The sequence below is a fragment of the Rhizorhabdus sp. P4_G5 genome, assembly GCF_056401065.1.
The window spans coordinates 130,740-149,596 of record NZ_JBFUKB010000010.1 but is presented as its reverse complement, the minus strand read 5'-3'; the positions used below and the strand labels follow the sequence as shown (position 1 = coordinate 149,596).

General features: G+C 64.8%; 15 protein-coding genes. 5 read left to right on the top strand and 10 right to left on the bottom strand.

Annotation, left to right across the window (positions count from 1 at the left end; all coding sequences use genetic code 11):
* Nucleotides 1-369: 369 nt before the first annotated feature.
* Together AC1DQK_RS16780 and AC1DQK_RS16775 are read right to left on the bottom strand one after the other, a co-directional pair.
* Nucleotides 370-1,554 carry a polysaccharide biosynthesis/export family protein gene (locus AC1DQK_RS16780; RefSeq protein WP_477872583.1) on the bottom strand — a complete coding sequence of 395 codons (1,185 nt, stop codon included), beginning with the start codon at nt 1,552-1,554 and terminating at the stop codon, nt 370-372.
* A gap of 118 nt (nt 1,555-1,672) precedes the next feature.
* The gene (locus tag AC1DQK_RS16775) at nt 1,673-2,335 is read right to left on the bottom strand and encodes an ABC transporter ATP-binding protein (protein ID WP_477872581.1); all 663 of its coding nucleotides are present in this window, start codon (nt 2,333-2,335) and stop codon (nt 1,673-1,675) included.
* A gap of 108 nt (nt 2,336-2,443) precedes the next feature.
* On the opposite strand from AC1DQK_RS16775, the gene AC1DQK_RS16770 reads away from it, so the two are divergent.
* Both AC1DQK_RS16770 and AC1DQK_RS16765 read left to right on the top strand, forming a co-directional pair.
* The gene (locus AC1DQK_RS16770; RefSeq protein WP_477872579.1) at nt 2,444-3,613 is read left to right on the top strand and encodes a glycosyltransferase family 4 protein; all 1,170 of its coding nucleotides are present in this window, start codon (nt 2,444-2,446) and stop codon (nt 3,611-3,613) included.
* A gap of 21 nt (nt 3,614-3,634) precedes the next feature.
* The gene (locus tag AC1DQK_RS16765; protein WP_477872577.1) at nt 3,635-4,951 is read left to right on the top strand and encodes a glycosyltransferase family 4 protein; all 1,317 of its coding nucleotides are present in this window, start codon (nt 3,635-3,637) and stop codon (nt 4,949-4,951) included.
* 1 nt (nt 4,952) lies between these two features.
* Here AC1DQK_RS16765 and kdsA read toward each other — a convergent pair whose 3' ends face one another.
* The 4 genes from kdsA to AC1DQK_RS16745 all read right to left on the bottom strand — a co-directional run bounded on the left by kdsA (nt 4,953) and on the right by AC1DQK_RS16745 (nt 10,203).
* Complete coding sequence (kdsA, locus tag AC1DQK_RS16760) at nt 4,953-5,804, bottom strand: 3-deoxy-8-phosphooctulonate synthase (RefSeq protein WP_477872575.1); 852 nt, start codon at nt 5,802-5,804, stop codon at nt 4,953-4,955.
* Nucleotides 5,805-5,843: 39 nt separating this feature from the next.
* Nucleotides 5,844-7,721, bottom strand: coding sequence for a glucans biosynthesis glucosyltransferase MdoH (mdoH, locus tag AC1DQK_RS16755; protein WP_477872573.1), 1,878 nt, complete (start codon nt 7,719-7,721; stop codon nt 5,844-5,846).
* 125 nt (nt 7,722-7,846) lie between these two features.
* Nucleotides 7,847-9,916, bottom strand: a complete 2,070-nt coding sequence (locus AC1DQK_RS16750) for a glucan biosynthesis protein (RefSeq protein ID WP_477872571.1) — start codon at nt 9,914-9,916, stop codon at nt 7,847-7,849.
* Complete coding sequence (locus AC1DQK_RS16745; protein ID WP_477872569.1) at nt 9,913-10,203, bottom strand: hypothetical protein; 291 nt, start codon at nt 10,201-10,203, stop codon at nt 9,913-9,915. Before AC1DQK_RS16745 ends, AC1DQK_RS16750 begins: the two co-directional genes overlap by 4 nt.
* Nucleotides 10,204-10,354: 151 nt before the next feature.
* Here AC1DQK_RS16745 and AC1DQK_RS16740 point away from each other — a divergent pair, with 151 nt between their 5' ends.
* On the top strand, nt 10,355-11,146 hold the full coding sequence (locus AC1DQK_RS16740; RefSeq protein WP_477872567.1) for a class I SAM-dependent methyltransferase: 792 nt from the start codon (nt 10,355-10,357) through the stop codon (nt 11,144-11,146).
* 100 nt (nt 11,147-11,246) lie between these two features.
* Here AC1DQK_RS16740 and AC1DQK_RS16735 read toward each other — a convergent pair whose 3' ends face one another.
* On the bottom strand, nt 11,247-11,825 hold the full coding sequence (locus AC1DQK_RS16735; protein WP_477872565.1) for an AbiV family abortive infection protein: 579 nt from the start codon (nt 11,823-11,825) through the stop codon (nt 11,247-11,249).
* Between the two features lie 378 nt (nt 11,826-12,203).
* Complete coding sequence (locus AC1DQK_RS16730; RefSeq protein WP_477872563.1) at nt 12,204-12,404, bottom strand: hypothetical protein; 201 nt, start codon at nt 12,402-12,404, stop codon at nt 12,204-12,206.
* 576 nt (nt 12,405-12,980) lie between these two features.
* Between AC1DQK_RS16730 and AC1DQK_RS16725 the strand changes: the two genes are divergently transcribed.
* Nucleotides 12,981-13,355 carry a hypothetical protein gene (locus AC1DQK_RS16725; protein WP_477872561.1) on the top strand — a complete coding sequence of 125 codons (375 nt, stop codon included), beginning with the start codon at nt 12,981-12,983 and terminating at the stop codon, nt 13,353-13,355.
* On the top strand, nt 13,352-13,942 hold the full coding sequence (locus tag AC1DQK_RS16720) for a hypothetical protein (RefSeq protein WP_477872559.1): 591 nt from the start codon (nt 13,352-13,354) through the stop codon (nt 13,940-13,942). The genes AC1DQK_RS16725 and AC1DQK_RS16720 overlap by 4 nt, the downstream gene beginning before the upstream one ends.
* 330 nt (nt 13,943-14,272) lie before the next feature.
* Here AC1DQK_RS16720 and AC1DQK_RS16715 read toward each other — a convergent pair whose 3' ends face one another.
* The gene (locus AC1DQK_RS16715) at nt 14,273-16,639 is read right to left on the bottom strand and encodes a TonB-dependent receptor (RefSeq protein ID WP_477872557.1); all 2,367 of its coding nucleotides are present in this window, start codon (nt 16,637-16,639) and stop codon (nt 14,273-14,275) included.
* Nucleotides 16,640-16,938: 299 nt separating this feature from the next.
* Complete coding sequence (locus tag AC1DQK_RS16710) at nt 16,939-18,807, bottom strand: ABC-F family ATP-binding cassette domain-containing protein (protein ID WP_477872555.1); 1,869 nt, start codon at nt 18,805-18,807, stop codon at nt 16,939-16,941.
* Nucleotides 18,808-18,857: the final 50 nt, after the last annotated feature.

Here is an 18,857-nt window from a genome sequence, read left to right as displayed (position 1 = left end):
TTCCTGCACAATACACAAAGTGTGTTTGCATATTAAGACATGGAACGACTTGACTTTAAACCGATCCTCCGACGCCTTGAAGCCGCCAGAAACCGGAGCCGCCGCCCACATGTCCCTTCATCAATCCAACAATGAGAAAGAACCGGACGAGCCTTTACCACCCGGAACATTTGTCCCAGGGAGATCGCATTTACGATCCGATAAGAGGCCAGGAAGCGAACCGGAAAAACCAACTCGCCGCCGCCGGTGAGGGGCGCTTCTATGCGCGACTCCCTATGTCGTCAAGCACTTTTATAGGGTCGTGGAATTCGGGCGTTTTCCGCGCCTATCCGCCTGTAAAATGGCGCTTTCGGTCGCCCGATTCGCGAATCAGTTGTTCCTGGTGAGCACCCTCGCCGTCAGCAGAGGTGCAAATAGCTGATTCAGGATGCCGACGAATTTGCTGACCGGATTGGACGCCGCGTTGGCGATGTAGATCAGGTCCTTGTCGCGCATCGGAAAGTTCTGCGCGATGATATAGCTCTCCGGCTTCATCAGATTGAGCCGATAGATGACCGGCGGTTCCCCGGCGGCGATTGCCGCGGCATCGTAGCGGAACAGGAACACCGATTTCGGATCGGCCTGGGCATCATTGGGACCGCCGACCCGCGCCAGCGCCTCCGCCAAGGTCAGACTCGGCGACTCGAACGCCACCTGCGACACCTTGGGCGTGGCCCCGAACGCGCTGAAGCTGCGCGGCTCGCCGATGAGCTCGATGCGGTCGCCTGGCAGCAGGGCGAGGTCGTCGCTGCCGCCGGGCCGGATATCGCCGAGCCGCATCTCCGCACTCTCGCCGCCACGGGTCAATCGCACCACCGTGTCGGAACTGCTGACCTTGGAACCGCCTGCGGTCGCTACCGCATCGAGCAGCCGCTCGCGCGCAGCGGTGAGCGGCATCCGCCCGCTGCGCGTAACGTCGCCAAGCAGATAAACGCTGTTGCCCGGGCTGTTGACCACGGTCACCATCGCCTGCGGACTCTGCGACTTGCCGTGCAGCCCCTGCTCTATCATCCGCTGGACATCATAGGGCGTCGATCCGGCGACCATCAGCCGCCCGACATAAGGCAGGCGGATGGTACCGTCAGGCGCGACCGTCACGATATTGACCGGCTGCGAGCGGACGCTCGCATCGACAGTATCAGGCATCGTGGCGCTGCTGCCGAGTCCGCCCGAGGCGCTCTGGGTAGTGCTGCCGAACAAGGTCATGCCGACTTCGTAGATATTGACCTGCAACGCATCGCCCGGAGCGATGCGGTCGACCCGACCCTCGCGCGCCAGTGCCGCGATCTGCCCCGCGCCGCGCCCTGCCGGCGCTACGGCCAGCAGCTTTTGAAACGCCGCCCCATCGAGTTCGACAACCTGGAAACGGAGCGCCGCCTGCGGATCCTGCGCGCCCCGGATCACCTGGCGTCCGGTCGGCCCGCTGGAGGGCAGTGAGGCGCAGCCCGACAGCAGGACTGCGAGCACCGACAAGGCGCCGGTCACTCGGAAGCGGGCGGAAGAACTGGAATGCATGGAGGACCCTATATCGACAATCGCGGCAAATCTATGACTGGGCGCGACGACAAGCGCGCGGGACGCAGCCTCGTCAAGCCCTATTCACCAGCCTGAAGGAGAAAGGCAGCTGGCGCGATCACGCTGCGCGCATTTGCAGGCCATGGTGGACTTCGCAGGCTTCGGCAACCGTATCGTAGAAGGTCAGGTTTCCACCATATAGAACGGCGCCGCGCTCGCAATATTGCTGCAGCGTGTGCGGATCGTGCGACACCATGATGAGCGTCCCGGTTTCCCGTCGCTTGTACAACTCCTCGTGCGAGCGTTTGCGGAAGCGCTCGTCGCCCGCTCCGGTGACTTCGTCGACCAGATAGCAGTCGAAATTGATCGCCAGCGAGATCCCAAAGGCAAGGCGGCCCGTCATGCCCGATGAATAGGTGCGGACGGGCTGATGGAAATAGGCGCCAAGCTGGGCGAAATCCTCGACATAATCGAGGATCTCCTGTTCTGGCTGGCGATAGATGCGGGCGATGAACCGGACATTGTCGGAGCCGGTCATGCCCGGCTGGAAGCAGCTGGTGAAGCCGATCGGCCAGCTTGTCGTCATGCTGCGCTCGATCGTTCCTGAAGTCGGCTGCTCGACGCCAGAGATCAGCCGCATCAGCGTCGACTTGCCGGCACCGTTGGCGCCACAGATGCCGATGCTCTCGCCGCGCTTGATCGAGAAGCTCAGATTGCTGAACACCTGCTTCTGGAACTTGCGGATATGGTAGGTCTTCGAAACATTATCGAACCGGATCATCGAACGGCTTCTCCAAATCCTCGCCACGCCTACCCACAAAATGCTGGACGCTCCGGGCCCATGCTGCAATGCGAGCGAGCATAGACGATGCCTCGCCAAACGCAAAATATGCCCTTCGCAATAGATGCGCGGATGCTGGGCCGGGAGGGCACCGGTGTTGCCACCTATGCGCGCGCGCTGTCGGCTGCGCTGGAACGGCCGGGCATCGCCCCGCTCCGCATCTCGGATCCGAGCTGCGGCAAGGCCATGGTACCGGCCCGCCGGGTCGAGCGCTGGTATCGATGGTCCGAAGCGCTCGCCGACCGTCCGCGACGGCTCCGCCGCTCGAACGGCGAGCTCCACGCCCGCGACATCTTCCGCCTCGCCCAGGTTCATTTCGACCGGCATGGCACGATGCTCCGGCTGATCGCGCCAGGCGACAGCGGCATCGTCCACTGGACCTATCCGCTGCCGATCCGGATCGACGGCTGGATCAACATCTACACGGTCCATGATGCGATCCCGATCACACGGCCCGCGCTGAGCCAGATCGACCCGAGGCGCCATCGCCGGCTGCTCGAGGCGCTAGCGGGCTGCGCCGAACATATCCTAACCGTGTCCGAAGCCGCCCGACACGACATCATAGACTCGCTGGGCTGCGATCCGAACGTGATCAGCGCCTGCCTGCCGGGCCTCTCGGTCCAGCCCGAAGCTGCGCCGTTGCCGCCGGGGCTGCGCGAGGATGGATATCTGCTGTTCGTCGGCAGCATCGAACCGCGCAAGAATCTGCTCCGCCTGGCGGAAGCATATGTTGCGAGCGGATCGCCCCTGCCGCTCGTCATCGCCGGGCCGGACGGCTGGCGCGCCGACGAGATCACGCCCCGCCTAGCCGCGACTCCAGGGATCATCCGAATGCCCTATGTAGATCGTCCGCTGCTGATGTCGCTCATCGCCGGCGCGGGCGCATTGCTGTTCCCGACGATCACCGAAGGCTTCGGCCTGCCGATCGTCGAGGCGATGCAACTCGGCACCCCGGTGCTCACCTCGCGCGGCGGCGCGACCGAAGAAGTCGCGGGCGGTGCGGCCTTGCTGGCCGATCCGCTGTCGGTGCCGGAGCTGGCCGCGCAAATCCGCAGCCTCGCAGATCCCACGCTGCTCGCCACGCTGAAAAGCAGGGGCGTAGCGCGCGGTGCGAATTTCACCGTCCGTGCCTTCGCCGATCGATTGAACCAGGTCCACGAACGCCTGCTGACCGGGAACGGTGGCCAAATCGTCAGCAGGCCGCTACCGGCCGCGTAACAACAGACTGAGTGGATCAGGATGAGCAAGCTCACCATCGGAATCGACGGCTATAATCTGGCCATGCCGCGCGGCACCGGCGTCGCGACCTACGGCATGACGCTGGCACGCGCGGTCGCTGCGCTCGGCCAGGAGACCCTGGGCGTCTTCGGCATCGATGTGGGGCGAGACCCCGCCCTGCGCCAGATCCTGTTCTTCGACCGGATCGGCAAGGACCGCCCCGGCGAGACCCGCAAGCAGCACAAGCGCCGCATGCGGCGCGAAACCGTCCAGTCGTGGTTGCCGATCCGCGGCGTGGACGTGCCGATGACCGCCGCCGTCGAGAAGCAGACTTTCGCCGAGCGGCTCCCGGCTTTCGACCGCATCGTCAGCACGCCCAGCCTGTTCCAGATCGCCGACCGGCGGCTGCGCGACCGCGGCACGTTCCTGACGCTCAAGATCGACAACCCGCCCGACATCATGCACTGGACCTATCCGGTGCCGATCCGCATGGCGGGGTCGCGCAACATCTATACGCTGCACGATCTGGTGCCGCTCAAGCTCCCCTATACGACGCTCGACAACAAGCGTGTCTATCACCGCCTGATCGACCTGTGCGTGCGTCAGGGCGACCATATCTGCACCGTCTCGGAGTCGAGCCGGAACGACATCCTCAGCCTGTTTCCCGGCGCCTCGCCCGACAAGGTTACCAACACCTATCAGACCGCGCCGGTGCCGGCATCGCTGCTCGCGCGCGATCCGGCCGAGGATGCGCGCGTGATCGAGGGGATGTTCGCGCTCAAGCGCAAGGGCTATTTCCTGTTCTTCGGCGCGCTCGACCCGAAGAAGAACCTGCCGCGCATCGTCGAAGCCTATCTGACCACCCAGACCAGCACGCCGCTCGTGATCGTCGGCGCACGGGATTGGGGAACCGAGCAGGAAAGCCGCATCTTTGGCGGAGACCAGGTGTCGCTTTACGGCAAGGCGGTGGCGAGCGGCCTGGTCAAGCTCGACTATCTGCCGCGCGAGATGCTGCTGCGGCTGGTCCGCGGTGCGAAGGCCGTGCTGTTCCCGTCGCTCTACGAAGGCTTCGGGCTCCCCGCGCTGGAGGCGATCAGCCTGGGTACGCCGGTAATCGCGTCGAACAGCAGTTCGATGCCCGAAGTGGTCGGTGATGCCGGGCTGCTGATCGACCCCTATGATGCCGCGTCCATTGCCCGGGCCATTCGCGCGCTCGATGGCAATCCTGCGCTTGCGGAAAGAATCTCCGCCGCCGCGCCCGCCCAGGCGGCGAAGTTCGGCGACGCGATCTATCAGGCAAAGCTGGCGGACATGTACGATCGCGTAATGCGCACCTGACTCAGGCTTGCCCAGGCCAGCGGCGGCGCGCCTCGATGCCATGCGCGTCGAGCGACTGCAGCTCGGCCAGCAGCGGCTCGAGCCGATCGAGCGGCCAGGCATTGGGGCCGTCGGACAGGGCATTGGCCGGATCGGGATGCGTTTCGAGGAACAGGCCGGCGACACCCACCGCGACGGCGCCGCGCGCCAACACCGGCACATATTCGCGCTGCCCGCCCGACGAACCGCCCTGCGCGCCCGGCAGCTGCACCGAATGGGTCGCGTCGAACACCACCGGACAGCCGGTCTCGCGCATGATCGCCAGGCCGCGCAGGTCGGTGACCAGGTTGTTGTAGCCGAAGGAGGTGCCGCGCTCAGTGACCAGGATCGCGGGTCGATGCCCCGCCGCCTCGGCCGCGCCGCGCGCCTTGGCGACGACATGCGCCATGTCGTGCGGCGCCATGAACTGCGCCTTCTTGATGTTCGCGACCCTGCCGGACGCGCCGACCGCCTCGATCAGATCGGTCTGGCGGGCGAGGAAGGCGGGCGTCTGCAGGATGTCGACCACATCGGCGGCGGCCCGCACCTGCTCGGCATCATGGACATCGGTGAGCAACGCGAGGCCGGTCTCGGCGCGGACCTTCTCGAGGATGCGCAGGCCTTCGTCCACGCCGGGGCCGCGGAAGGAGGCGTTGGAGCTGCGGTTGGCCTTGTCGAACGAACTCTTGAAGATGAGCTGCAGCCCGAGCCGGTCGGCGATCCCGCGCAGCCGGCCCGCCACCTGGAGCACCAGCGCCTCGGACTCGATCACGCAGGGACCGGCGATGACGAACAGCGGCTCGTCGAGCCCTATCTTGCGGCCCAGCAGTTCCATCGTCGCCCCTTTTTGCTGCCGCGCTTCTAGAGCCCCCGGCTAGCCCCGCGCAATCGCAAAGCGCGGCTCGAGATCGAGCGCCAGATCGACCGGCTCGGCCGGGCCCTCCTCGAAGCGCAGCTGATCGGCGGGGGAGACGAAGAAGCCGCGGCGCACCAGCCAGTCGCCCAGGTCGGCGCGGGCCGTCAGCCACACCGTGAGCGGCGTCACCAGCAGGCCGAGGGCCACGGGCAGCGACCAGATCGTGCCGTCGATGCCGACCGCGATCGCCGCCATCATCGTGACGCCCAGCGCGACATGCCAGCGGTAGAAGCGCGCGACCTCCCCGAAATCGAGCCCTTCGGCCTCGCGCCGCTGCGGCAGCCACCCGCTCTGGCGGCCGCGCAGGATATCGACGATCGCCAGCGTCTGGGTCAGCATCATCACCGGAGCCGAGACGATCGACGTGACGATCTCGAGCGCGGCGCCCTTGGCGATGCTGCTCCAGCCGCCGAGCTGCCGCCGCAGCGCCGGATCCTGGGCCAGGGCGGCCAGCGCCATCAGCTTGGGCCCGAACAGCATCAGCACGGTCAGGCCGAGCAGCCAGCCCGACGATATCAGCACGAAGCCGTCGAAATTGGCACGAAGCTGTTCGAAGATCGCCGCGCCGAGCAGCAGCAGCCACAGCGGCGAGGTCAGGTAGGCGGAGGCGCCCATCAGCAGCTGGAGCCGGCTGACCCAGTGGAAACCGGCGCTGTTGAGCAGCCGGAGATGCTGGAGATTGCCCTGGCACCAGCGGCGGTCGCGCACCGAATGGTCGATCATGGTCGGCGGGAATTCCTCGAAGGAACCATCCGACAGCGTGACCATGTGCACCGCCCAGCCGCGCCGGCGCAGCAGCGCGGCCTCGACCATGTCGTGGCTCATGATGTGGCCTCCGAGCAGGCTGCCCTCGGCAAGCTCGGGCAGGCCGCAGCTCTCGGCGAAGGCCTTGACCCGGACGATCGCATTATGGCCCCAGAAGGTCGCTTCGGTGCCCGACCACCAGCGTAGCCCGGCAGACGCGATCGGGCCATAGACGGACGACGCGAACTGGTGCCAGCGCGCGAACATGGTCTGCCCGTTGATCAGCTGCGGCACGGTCTGGAGCAGGCCGATATTGGGCCGCGCCTCGATCGCCGTCGCCAGCCGCACCATCGCCGCGCCGCTCATCAGGCTGTCGGCATCGAGCACCAGCATATTGTCATAGGCGGCGCCGAAGCGGCGCACCCATTCGGCGATGTTGCCGGGCTTGCGGGCGGTGTTGCGCTCCCGGCGGCGATAATAGACCCGGGCGCGGCTCTCCTCGCGCAGCCGCCGGAAGGCGAGATATTCGCGCGAATGGGCGCGCTCATGCGAATCGCTGAGGATGAAGAAATCGAAGAAATCGGCCGCGCCGACCCGGTCGATCGACTCGGTCATCGAGCGAAGCCGGCGGAAGACCGCACCGACATCCTCGTTGTAGATCGGCATCAGCACCGCGGTCCGACTCTTCGGCAGCGCGACCATCTCGCGCGGGATGACCGGCGCGGGGCCGCGGCCGAGCATCACGAACAGGCCGGCGAAGGCGTTGAGGAAGCCGAAGGCGATCCAGGCGAACAGGCCGAAGAACAGCAGGAAGAAACCCGCGTCGATCCAGTCGATGCCGTCCGAGCGGAGCGGCGTGAACATCTCCTGCGCGGCGAGCAGGCCGAGCAGGAAGCTCATGACGATCAGGAACAGCCGGCGCTGGAACAGCGGCCCGAAATAGGCGAGTGGTTCCTGAGACACGCCGTCGGGCGCGCGCATCAGATCCTGCTCGGGCATGGCAAGCGGCGCTTCGGCAGGCAGATCCCCTGCCGGCGGATCGCCGAAGGCGGGTGACGAGGCGCCCGCTATGTCATTGTCAAATCGATACAAGAATCGGGTCTCGCTCTGCTGTTGCCGATATGGCAAAATTTTCCCGGATCCGGCGCGGCTTTGCGTCAGGACGCCCCAGGCGTTGGCTCAAACGACGTCATTTCCTCGCATTGCACAATGCACGCTCAATAAAACTGATGAATCAGCGTCTCGCTCAACGCTGCACCGCCGCGCTCCAGCGTCGCGCGCAGATTGGCGGGCTGGTCGCTGTTGCTGGTGTCGACCACCAGCCGCCAGCGCCCCGCCTGCCCGACCACCGGATAGGCATCGACCGAGATCAGCTTGCCGCGATCGACCGAGACCGACGCGGTGACACCCGAGCCGCGGCCGAGTCCGTTCAGCGCCGCCCCCTCGAAATCGGCGACCAGCCGCCGGGCATTGGGCAGCGGTTCGGTGCCGGGCCGGCCGGCGGTGCCGGTCCAGCGATCGACCACCCGGGCGAGCGGCGCCGGCACCGGCTCCCCGCCGATCCAGCGCAGTCGATAATCGAAAGAGAAGCTGCTGCCGGCGCGGGCCGGCTTCGCGGGCGTCCAGAAGGCGACGATATTGTCGTCGGTCTCGCGCCGCGTCGGGATCTCGTAGAGCATCACCGCGCCGGGGCCCCAATCGCCTTTCGGCTCGACCCACAGGCTCGGGCGCTTTTCGTAGAAGACGCCGTCATCCTGATAATGATCGAAGCTGCGATCGCGCTGGAGCAGGCCATAGGCGCTGGCGCCCCTGGGGTCCGCGAAGCTGTTGATCGTCGCGCGCGGCGGGTTGCCGAGCGGACGCCACAGCGTCTCGCCGCCGCTGGTGTGGACGAGCAGGCCGTCCGAATCGTGGATTTCGGGGCGCCAGTCGGTGCGCGCCTGGATATTGCCCTCGTCATACCAGAACATGCTGGTGAGCGGGGCGATGCCGAGCCGCGCGACATCCCTGCGCAGCCACAGCGCCATCGAGATATCCTGGACCACGCCGTCGCGCCCGTCGCGCCCGGCTCCGTTGTGGTTCACGAAGCGATAGGCGCCGACGACGCTGGGCCCTTCGAGCAGCGCATAGATGGTGAGGCCGCCATCGCCATCGGCCCCGCTGCGCTCCAGCCAGAAATCGGTGAAGGCCGGGAATTCCTCCTGGCCGTCGATCCCGGTGTCGATGGCGAGGCCGCGCGCCGACAGGCCATATTGATCGAACGCGCCGGCCGAGCGGAAATAGGAGGCGCCCTGGAAGGCGAGCCAGTCGCCCTTCCCGCCCCGGTTCATCACCCGGAAGCCGGAGACGCCCGGCAGGACATGCGGCGCCGGCCCGTCGCCGGGTGCGACCGCGAACATGTCCGCGCTATGCTCGATCGGCCGCGCGCGGCCGCCCTCGACGATCCAGGTGCGAACCGGCGTGGCGGCGAAGCGGCTGATCGGGAAGAAGCGCACCGCATAGCCGTCGTCGGCGAACAGCGCATGATCGGGCCGGAAGCTGATCCGGTTGACCGCGTCATAGTCGACCTCATGGGCGCGCGGATCGGGCTGCGGCAGCGGCTTCGGCCGGGCGCGCGCCATCGCGGCGGCCTGGGCGCGCAGCCCGTCCCAGCTGAACGGCTGGCCCGCCGCACGGCTGCGCGGCGGCGCGGCGAACGCCCCGCCCCCGAAAGCCAGGAGCGCGCCCAGCAGCTGTATGCCTTGCCGTCTGTCGATCATGCCCGTCCGATATTCAGCATCGTTTCGCCCGCGGTCAATCCAGCCAGCGGCGTTCGGTGCAGGGGCTATACGAGTCGAACATGAACGGGGGCTGTAAGCCGGGCCCGCACCGGGCGAGTGGTGCATTGCGGAGGACGGTGTTTCCGGGCGGACGCCGGGGCCGATTCCCGGGTGCATGGGGTTGATCGGCTGTTTTTCACATTTTGCCCTGTCCGCGCCGGCGATCGCATCGGCCTGGGCGCGGGCGAGCGCCACCATCCGGCGCACCGCGGCGGGGCTGGTGGCGCGCAGATAGCGGGCGATTTCGAGGATGCGGGCGGACTGGCCGCCATGTTTCCAGGCGTTGCGATTGCCGCGCGGCGCGCCGCTGCCCCTGCCGCCATGCATCCGGCAGCGCGCCCTGCCGCCGATCGCGGGCGACCGGCACGCCGTCCCCGCCCGCGTCCGCGCGCCGCAGCGCGGGGCGTTCGCCAATATCGCCGGCTGTTCGCGGGGTCGTGGGTGCGCGCCTGCCGGCCCGCAGCTCATCGGGCCTTGCCGCCCGGTGCCTGTCGCTTCGTCCTTTCGGCGCGCGCGACGGCCTCCAGCGACACCCGGAAGTTCGACTGCGCCCGCAAGGCGAGCCGGATGTAGCGCTCGGTCGGCCCCGGCCAAGACTGGAAATTGCTGGCGCAATGTTCGGCGAGTTCGGTGAACATGTCATTGAGGGTGAGCGTCTGCAGCACCAGGATCTCGTTCAACCGCGCCATCGGGTCGGCGGGCACGCTGCCTTGCCGATCGCCTTCGCCGGCTTCGGGGCCGTGGATTTCGCTCATGGGGCGCCTTTCGAGGGGGCGCCGGTGTAGCCGAAAAGCGTGCGAAAAGCAAGAACAAATAGTGAACATAGGTTTGGACGCGCCGCCGGAGTCCGCTGGCAGCGAAAAGTCTGGTACAAGTGCGCCCATCGGACATGACGGGCGATCATCAATGAGCGAGAACGAGATCCGCTTCGAAGACGGCGCCGCCTATGAGCGGATGATGGGCGTGTGGAGCCGCCTGGTCGGCGAGACCTTCCTGCAATGGTTGTCGCCGCCTCCCGGCCAGCGCTGGATCGACGTGGGGTGCGGCAATGGCGCGTTCACCGAATTGCTGGCCCAGCGCTGCGCGCCGGCCGAGATCTTGGGCGTCGACCCGTCCGAAGCGCAATTGAGCTTCGCGCGATCGCGATTGCCCGCCGGAATCGCGCGCTTCGAGCAAGGCGACGCCATGACCCTGCCCAGCGAGGCGAAGCGGTTCGACGCGGCGGTGATGGCGCTGGTGATCTTCTTCGTGCCCGATCCGGAACGCGGCGTCGCCGAGATGAAGCGCGTGGTGAAGCCGGGCGGTTCGGTGTCCGCCTATGCCTGGGATGTGCTGGCGCCCGGCGGCTTCCCGATGGACGCGATGCAGGAGGAACTGCGCGCGATGGGCTTCGCCCCGATGCTGCCGCCCCGCGCGGACATATCGGGCATGGACGCGCTGCGCGCGCTATGGGAGGGCGCCGGACTGACCGACGTGGCGTCGCGGGAGATCGTCGTCTCGCGCAGCTTCGAGGATTTCTCGGATTATTGGGCGTCGGTGGAGATCGCCATTGGCATGGGCCAGGGCACGCGCATGATGAGCGCGGCGGCGAAGGCCGAGCTGAAGGATCGGCTGACGGCGCGGGTGCCGGCCGATGCGGGTGGGCGGGTCATCCTTGCATCGCGGGCTAATGCGGTGACGGGGCGGGTTCCGATGTGATGGCGCGGGCGTGGGGATCAGGTAATGTGCTGATGCGTTCGATCGGCCGCGAAATCCTATTTTCTATTATGTCCCCGAAACTTCCCGTTTTTTTACCATATCAGAATGAAACTCTGGAATCCCCTTCGGTGAGGTGAACGCAATACATTGCCCGCCCTACTAAGTGCATTTCTCGCTTGTCGAGTTGATCCAGAACCACGCGGGCTTCTGAAAGAAGTCGATTAACGTCCGCTCGGCCAAAATCAGCCGTCGTGAGACCGACATTCGGAACATTAACCTCGTCGTATAGGGCCAGATGCTTCGTCTTCTCCACCGCACCAATCGTAGCATGTATAACGCGTTTCGTCGCTTCACTCGACGCAATGAAGTTTACCAGTACATCCAAAAACTCAGGGGATTCACTATAATTGTTGCCTCGAATCTTCTCAACTACCGGCCCAGCCGCTATGAAGTAGGCAGTCGCGAGTTGCTTTCGTATGTGATAGGTGAACCGGCGAGGCGCCTTCGGGATCGCGTCGATCGCTTCCCACTTCCAAAGCAGGAGCTTTCCCAACGCTTCAAGCGATAAGATGGCAAGTGCAAAGGCACTGGGATTGCGCCCGTGGTCTCGTAACAGAATTGCGTCCGACATCAGTCGATAGCTGTTCTCCAACGCCACCTGCTCGCGCTCTCGCGCCATGACTATCCCCGCCTAAATACCCCATGAAGACCGGTAGACGTATCCCCAATGCCGACCGAAAGAAACTCGCTGGCACCTACCGCGATGACCGCGGACTCCCTCGCCATGGTCCAACTCGCCTCACTGCGGCTAGGGCTCCGCACCTATTAGTCTTCGGCTTAGTAGACTGTGGAGTACCGGTTAATCAGTCCACTTATCGGCGCAGTGACGGCACAACGAGGTCATAACGGAGCTGATACCACAATGCCTGACGAGACAATCCCCGCACCTGCACTGCCTGAGGGGGAGACTGATCCCAATGTACTCTACGCCGCCGTGGGAAGGGCCATTCACCGTTGGGAAAATATGGAGCTCGCCTTGGCAAGGCTGTACGTAATCCTATCCGGACTGCCGGATCGGCCGGATTCCTACGTCCCCTATGGCACCGAATATCGCAAGTTTTCGATGCGCAAGGTGGCTGTCGAGCGAGCCGCGGAGAAGTTTTTCGTAAGTCGTCCTGACCAGATGCTCGAAGGTGAGTTGCGGCGGATCCTCCAAACCCTCGATGAGTTGGCGATCGTCCGCCACCGAATTGCTCATGGCCACATTACGATGTGGACGGAGATTAGTCTGCCTAGCCCGTTGCCAGAGCGCGGCACCGCTTTCGAAATGAGGGGGACGATCCTCTATCGCTGGGGAGCCCCGTTCTACTCGATCGGGAGCCTCCGTACCGATCCCGTAGGCATAGGAGGCGCCGCCGTCGAAAATCTCTCTGCGCAATTTGAAACAGTCCATAACGAGATATTTCGATTCACGGAGAGCCTCTTGGGGCCGTCGCCGGCACCTTGTCCATCGGAAGAGCGGCTGCATATTTGGGCGGGAGCACCGCCCGGGGCCCCTGATCACCGCGAGGCGGGAGTTCCGGAGGCACCATACTAATTCACCCGCTTCCGGCTTCGGCCCGCGCTGGGCGGGGGGATTGTTTCTCAAATGCGTGTCGCCGCGCACGAGAGCATCAGAGCATCAGAGCATCAGCGCATCAGCAGGAAAGAATCGGCCTTCCCCGCTTGAATCTCCGTTTCGGATGCGACCGCTATTGACGGCTGCCACGGAGTACAGCTTGGGTGGATGACTGCCGATTGGGGATTCGGCCGATCCGAGGGGGAATCAATGACGATGAAGATGCTTGTGGCGGTGGCGATGATCGCCGCCGGTGGACCGGTTGCGGCGCAGGGCGCCAACGCGCCTGTCGCTATCAAGGCCGCCGAACTTGGCAGCGTGCCGGTGATCGCTGGGGACATAAGCGATCGGCCCTATACCGTGGTGGGCGAGATTACCGCAGGCGTGCGCAAGGCTACGGTCTTCAGCAAGGCGGCCTCGCAGGACAAGATTTACCGCGAACTTTGGGAGCGCGCCCAGAAGCTGGGGGCAGATGCCGTCGTCCATGCAAGCTATGGCGAATCGCATATCAGCGCCATGAGCTGGGGCCAGACCACGGCCACGGGCATTGCGATCAAGTTCAACGCTCCCGCACCGGCGGTGGCGCAATGATCCGCTTCGCTATCGCGGCAGCCTGCCTCGTCTCGCCGATCGCCCTGGCCGCCCAGACGGCGATGACGGTCGTCGAGCCGGTCGAAAATGTTCTTCACACGGGAACGCCGATCCAGCTCGAAACGCGCGACGCGCTGACGACCGAGCACAAGGCCCTGAAGGTCGGCCAGCGGATCGAAATGGATGTGCAGCAACCTGTGCTCCTGAACAACCAGGTCGCCATAGCTGCCGGCAGCCGCGCGGTCGGAGAGATCACCAGCGTCCGCAACAAGGGCATGTGGGGCAAGTCCGGCGGCATCACCGCGCGGGTGCTGTATGTCGAGGCAAATGGTCGCCAGATCCGCCTGAACGGCAGCTTCAACGATCGCGGCGATACGGGAACCGTCGGTGTCATCGCATCGGTCGCCTTCGTTCCCATTGCGGGATTTTTCGTGACCGGCACGAGCGCCAAGATTGCGCCCGGGACACATGTGACGGCGTTTCTCGCCGAAGAGGTCGCAGTGCAGTTCGCCGCCGCTGCGCCGCCCACTCCGGCGGCTTCGGCCACCGGAGCAGCCGTTCTTGCCGTATCCCCTGCTGTGAACTGAGCCACGACCTTCGAATCCAGGAGCGAGCGAGCCCGTCATCTACGCTCAATCCTGGATTCTGGGGGGGGGGAAGCCTTCGGCCGATGCGCAGCCGCGCCATTGCCTGGAACCAAGGGGTAGGGAGATCCCAGCTTTCGCTGGGATGACGGATGGCGAGACTGTAGCGGGTAGCCTTCGCTTTGCTCAGGCGGATCCCTCGACTTTAGTTTATCCTGAGCGCCTGCAAGGCAGTCGAAGGGCTCGGGACGAACGGATTGGGTGTTAACGGGCGGTGGGCGCCACGCCGCCGCCTCCGGCGCCTCGTCAATCTAAAGCGGCGCGAGCCTAGCCTCAGAACCGCCTTGTCACCGACGCCCCAAATGTTCTTGGATTGCCAATAGTCTGACGAACGCCAGTCATTCCCGCAGTTCGCAGGCCGAAGACTGTATCGAAAGTCTGGTAGAAAGCGTTGCTGCTGTAACCTTTATCGGTGAGATTCTCGCCAAAGACTGCAAAAAGCCAATGCTGATCCCGGCTCCCAAGCGTCAAACGCGCATTCAGGAGAGCATAGCCTTTCTGCAGCGTTTGCGGATTGTCGTCCACGGCCGTTCCTATATTGGCGGTCGAGCGAAAAACGGCATCGGCGCGCAGCGTCCAGGGAATCGACCAGGTCTCGTCGGCAAATTCCAGCCCAACCGTGCCGGACCATTTCGGCGCATAATGGGCATATCCGTTCGTCAGGTCCCGCGTGCCCGGTATCCCAGGAAGGTTGGATGCGTTGGGGTAGGATGTAAAACCCGAATCCAGGTACGCCAGACTGACATACACGCCTAGATTCCTGTCCGCCTGGGCCTGTATTTCCAGTTCGGCCCCCTGATGACGCAAGCTACCGACGTTCCGAACAATGAAGCCGATCCCATCGAAGGATCGATCCTGATAACCGTCTATATCCACGCGATACAATGTCGCATTGACGATAAGCCGATTGCCCAACCATGCGGTCTTGGCGCCGACCTCGTAATTCGTGGTGGACTCAGGCCCATAGATGCGCCGCAGACCAAGCGCGGTCGCACTGGCGGCAGAATTGAATCCGCCCGACTTGTATCCCGTCGAGACCGTCGAGAATAACATCATGTCGTCGTTGGGACGCCAGGACAATCCCGCCTTCCATGTCACGCGATCGCGGGCAAAGCGCAATGCTGTGTTTTCGGCTCCGCGGAGGACGGCGCCGGCGGCGTTGGGAACGGCCTGCACAAAGCTCCCGGTCTTTCGTTCGTCGGTCCAGCGCACGCCTGTCGTGACTTCAAGGCCCGGGAGGATCTCGGTGTGGCCCTCCACATAGACCGCAACGCTCTCGGTGACCTGCCGGAAGCGGCTTTTGGTTAAAAGAGCCGGGCCAGCGGTGCACGAGGGCAGCAGCGCCGGCGACAATGTCGCGACGATGAGAGGACAATATTGTTCAAGGGCGGTGTTGGCCTCGCCTACGCCATAGGCTTCGCGATAATAATACACGCCCGACACCGCATCGAACCGGCCGTCAAGAAGATCGCCTTTGGGCGTCAGAAACTGCAGTTCGTGACTGTGACTGGCACTGTCGTAATAGGCATCCCGCGCGACGATCGGAACCGGCAGGAAGCTAGTGCCCGGATCGATCGAGCGATTTCGCCAGTCGCGATACGCGTTAAGCAGTTTCATAGTAAAGCCGGAGGCTGACGTCCATGAAAGCTCGCTCGTCGCCGACCACTGATCGTCATGGCCTTGAGCGTCGGGCGGGAAATAGACGTTGTTATTCGCACCATAGAGATTGGTAGTCGGGACATTCGTACCGAAAGCAGCCGTCAAGCGCGCGACGCCAGCCTGTGTCAGGCTGCGATAATCGAGCTTGAAGTTGGGATATTCAGATCCGTCGGATGCGGCATATTCGCCGCGCACCGTCCAGGTCAACGCATCGGTCAGTTTCACCTTGATGCTGGCGCGCCCGGCGACCTGATCCAGTTTTCTCAGATCGCCGCCGCCCATCATATTGTGCCAATAGCCGCCAAATGCCTGTCCCAGCACCGCAATTCGGGTCGATACGCGGTCCGAGAGCGGCACATTGGCGTTCGCCTCAAGGCGATAACGATTGCCGCTACCAGCTTCGGTCTTGACTGATCCCGACAAGATGTCGGCTGGCTGCGCGGTTCGCAGGACGAGCGCGCCCATACTGGCGTTGCGGCCGAACATGGTGCCCTGAGGGCCGCGCAGCACCTCGATCGCCTCCAGGTCCAGAAACGAGCCAAAGATCATGCCCGAGCGCGGCACATAAATGCCGTCCAGGAATGGCGCGACGCTCGGTTCGATTGCGGAATTTCCGAACGTACCGACGCCACGTATCGCCATGCGAAGCCCTGGCGATTGAGCCGCCTGGTTGATCATGAAATTCGGCACCAGCCGGGGCAGGTCCCTGATGTCGCGCACACTGGATTTTTCCAGTGTCGCGCCGCTGACGGCAACAATCGAAATCGGAACCTGCTGAAGATTTTCCTCGCGCTTTTGCGCGGTGACTTTGATGTTTCCCAATTCCTCAATTGACAGCGCGGCCAGGCCGTCCGGCCCAAATGCATTTTCCGCCGCTTGGCTGGCCGTTCCCAACAAGAGCATATGAGCCACGACAACGCGGATCGCAAATCCAGCAGCGTGGCTCTTGCTGTCGCAGAAAGCCGCCCCGCGAATGCCCATATATCTCCCCCCTCTTCACCGCGCATCTTTGTCGAGATAGCCTTTAAATCTCCCGCGATGCAGCTAGGTATTTCCTGCAAGGGTCAGGCCTCGTCGCGCCCGATCCTTAGCGACGGCATCGGCCGCCCATCGTCCAACTGCCGCTGAACCCCCGGCCCGAAAATCCGAATTGCCTGGAGTTCCGCACGGAGTTCCGGGGAGCCTTCGCTTCGCTCTGGCGGGTCCTCGACTTTAGTTTATCCTGAGCGCCTGCAAGGCAGTCGAAGGGCTCGGGACGAACGGGTTCGGTGTTGATCGCGCTACGCCGCGGCCTCCAGCGCCTCGTTCGCCTCCAGCCACTCGGCCTCGACGCCTTCCAGCTCGCGCTCGACATCGGCGCGCAGTTTCATCAGGTCGCCGGTGGTGCGCCTGGCGTCCTGCGGGCTGGCGGACCTGGGATCGAACATCGCCTTGTCGATCTCCGAGCGGCGCGCGGTCAGGCTGGCGATCTTCGCCTCCATCTCCTTCACCGTCTTGCGCAGCGCGGCGAGATGGTCGCGCGCCGCGGCGGCGGCCTTCTTGTCCTTCTTCGAGCCGGGCCTGCCGGCGGCGTCGCCCTTCGGCTGGTTCTTGCCGAGGATCAGATCGGTATAGTCGTCGAGGCTGCCATTATATTCGGTGGCGGCGCCGCCATCGACCAGCACCAGCCGGTCGGCGGTCAGCTCGATCATGTGGCGATCGTGGCTGACCACCACCACCGCGCCGTCATAGGCGTTGAGCGCCTGGACCAGCGCCTCGCGCGCGTCGACGTCCAAGTGGTTGGTCGGCTCGTCGAGGATCAGCATGTGCGGCGCATCGCGGGTGATCAGCGCCAGCGCGAGGCGGGCGCGTTCGCCGCCCGACAGCTTGCCGACCTTCGTCACCGCCTTCTCGCCCTGGAAGCCGAAGCGGCCGAGCTGGGCGCGGACGGCGCCGGGGGTCATCCCCTTCATCAACCGGGTCATATGCTCGAGCGGGGTATCGTCGCCGTCGAGCTCCTCGACCTGATATTGGGTGAAATAGCCGACCCGCATCTTGCCCGAGACGGTGATGTTGCCGTCCATCGGCTTGAGCTGCGCGGCGAGCAGGCGGGCGAGCGTGGTCTTGCCGTTGCCGTTGCGGCCGAGCAGGGCGATGCGATCGTCGGGATCGAGCCGCAGGTTGAGCCGCTGGAGGATCGGCTTGCCCTCGGTGTAGCCGACGCTGGCCATGTCGAGCGTGACCAGCGGCGGGCGCAGCTCTTCCGGGCTGGGGAAATCGAAGGACAGGCTGGGATCGTCGGCCAGCGAGGCGATCGGCTGCATCTTCGCCAGCATCTTGGCGCGCGACTGCGCCTGTTTCGCGGTGGAGGCGCGGGCCGAGTTGCGGGCGATATAATCCTGCAGCTTGGCGCGCTGGGCATCCTGCGATGCCTTGGCGGCGGCGAGCTGGGCGGCGCGCTCGGCCCGCTGGCGCTCGAAGCTGTCATAGCCGCCGGTGTAGAGCGTGGTCTTGCCGCCCTCGAGGTGGAGAATATGATCGACGACATTGTTGAGCAGATCGCGCTCATGGCTGATCACGACCATCATCGCCGGATAGGATTTCAGGAAATTCTCGAGCCACAGGGTCGCTTCGAGATCGAGATGGTTCGAAGGCTCGTCGAGCAGCAGCAGATCGGGCTCGGAGAAGAGCAGCGAGGCGAGCGCGACGCGCATCTTCCAGCCGCCCGAATAGCTGTCGAGCGGGCGCTGCTGCATCTCCTCGTCGAAGCCGAGGCCGACGAGAATGGTGGAGGCGCGGGCCGGGGCGGTATAGGCGTCGATCGCCATCAGCCGCTCATAGACCTCGCCGAGGCGATCGGGATCCTCGCAGGTCTCGCTTTCGTGGAGCAGCGCGGCGCGCTCGGTGTCCGCCGCCAGCACGGTGTCGATCGGGGTCGAGGTGCCGCTCGGCGCTTCCTGCGCGATATAGCCGATCCGCAGGCCGCGCGGCTTGTCGAGATCGCCGTCGTCGGCTTCGAGGCTGCCGATCATCACCTTCATCAGCGTCGACTTGCCGGCGCCGTTGCGGCCGATCAGCCCGACGCGGGCGCGCGGCGGCAAGGCGGCCGAGGCGCGGTCCAGGATCGTGCGCCCGCCGAGACGGACGGTGAGATTCGAGAAATTGAGCATGGCGCGCCGATAGAGGATTTTTCGACGGCGGGCCATCCACCAAAACCAAC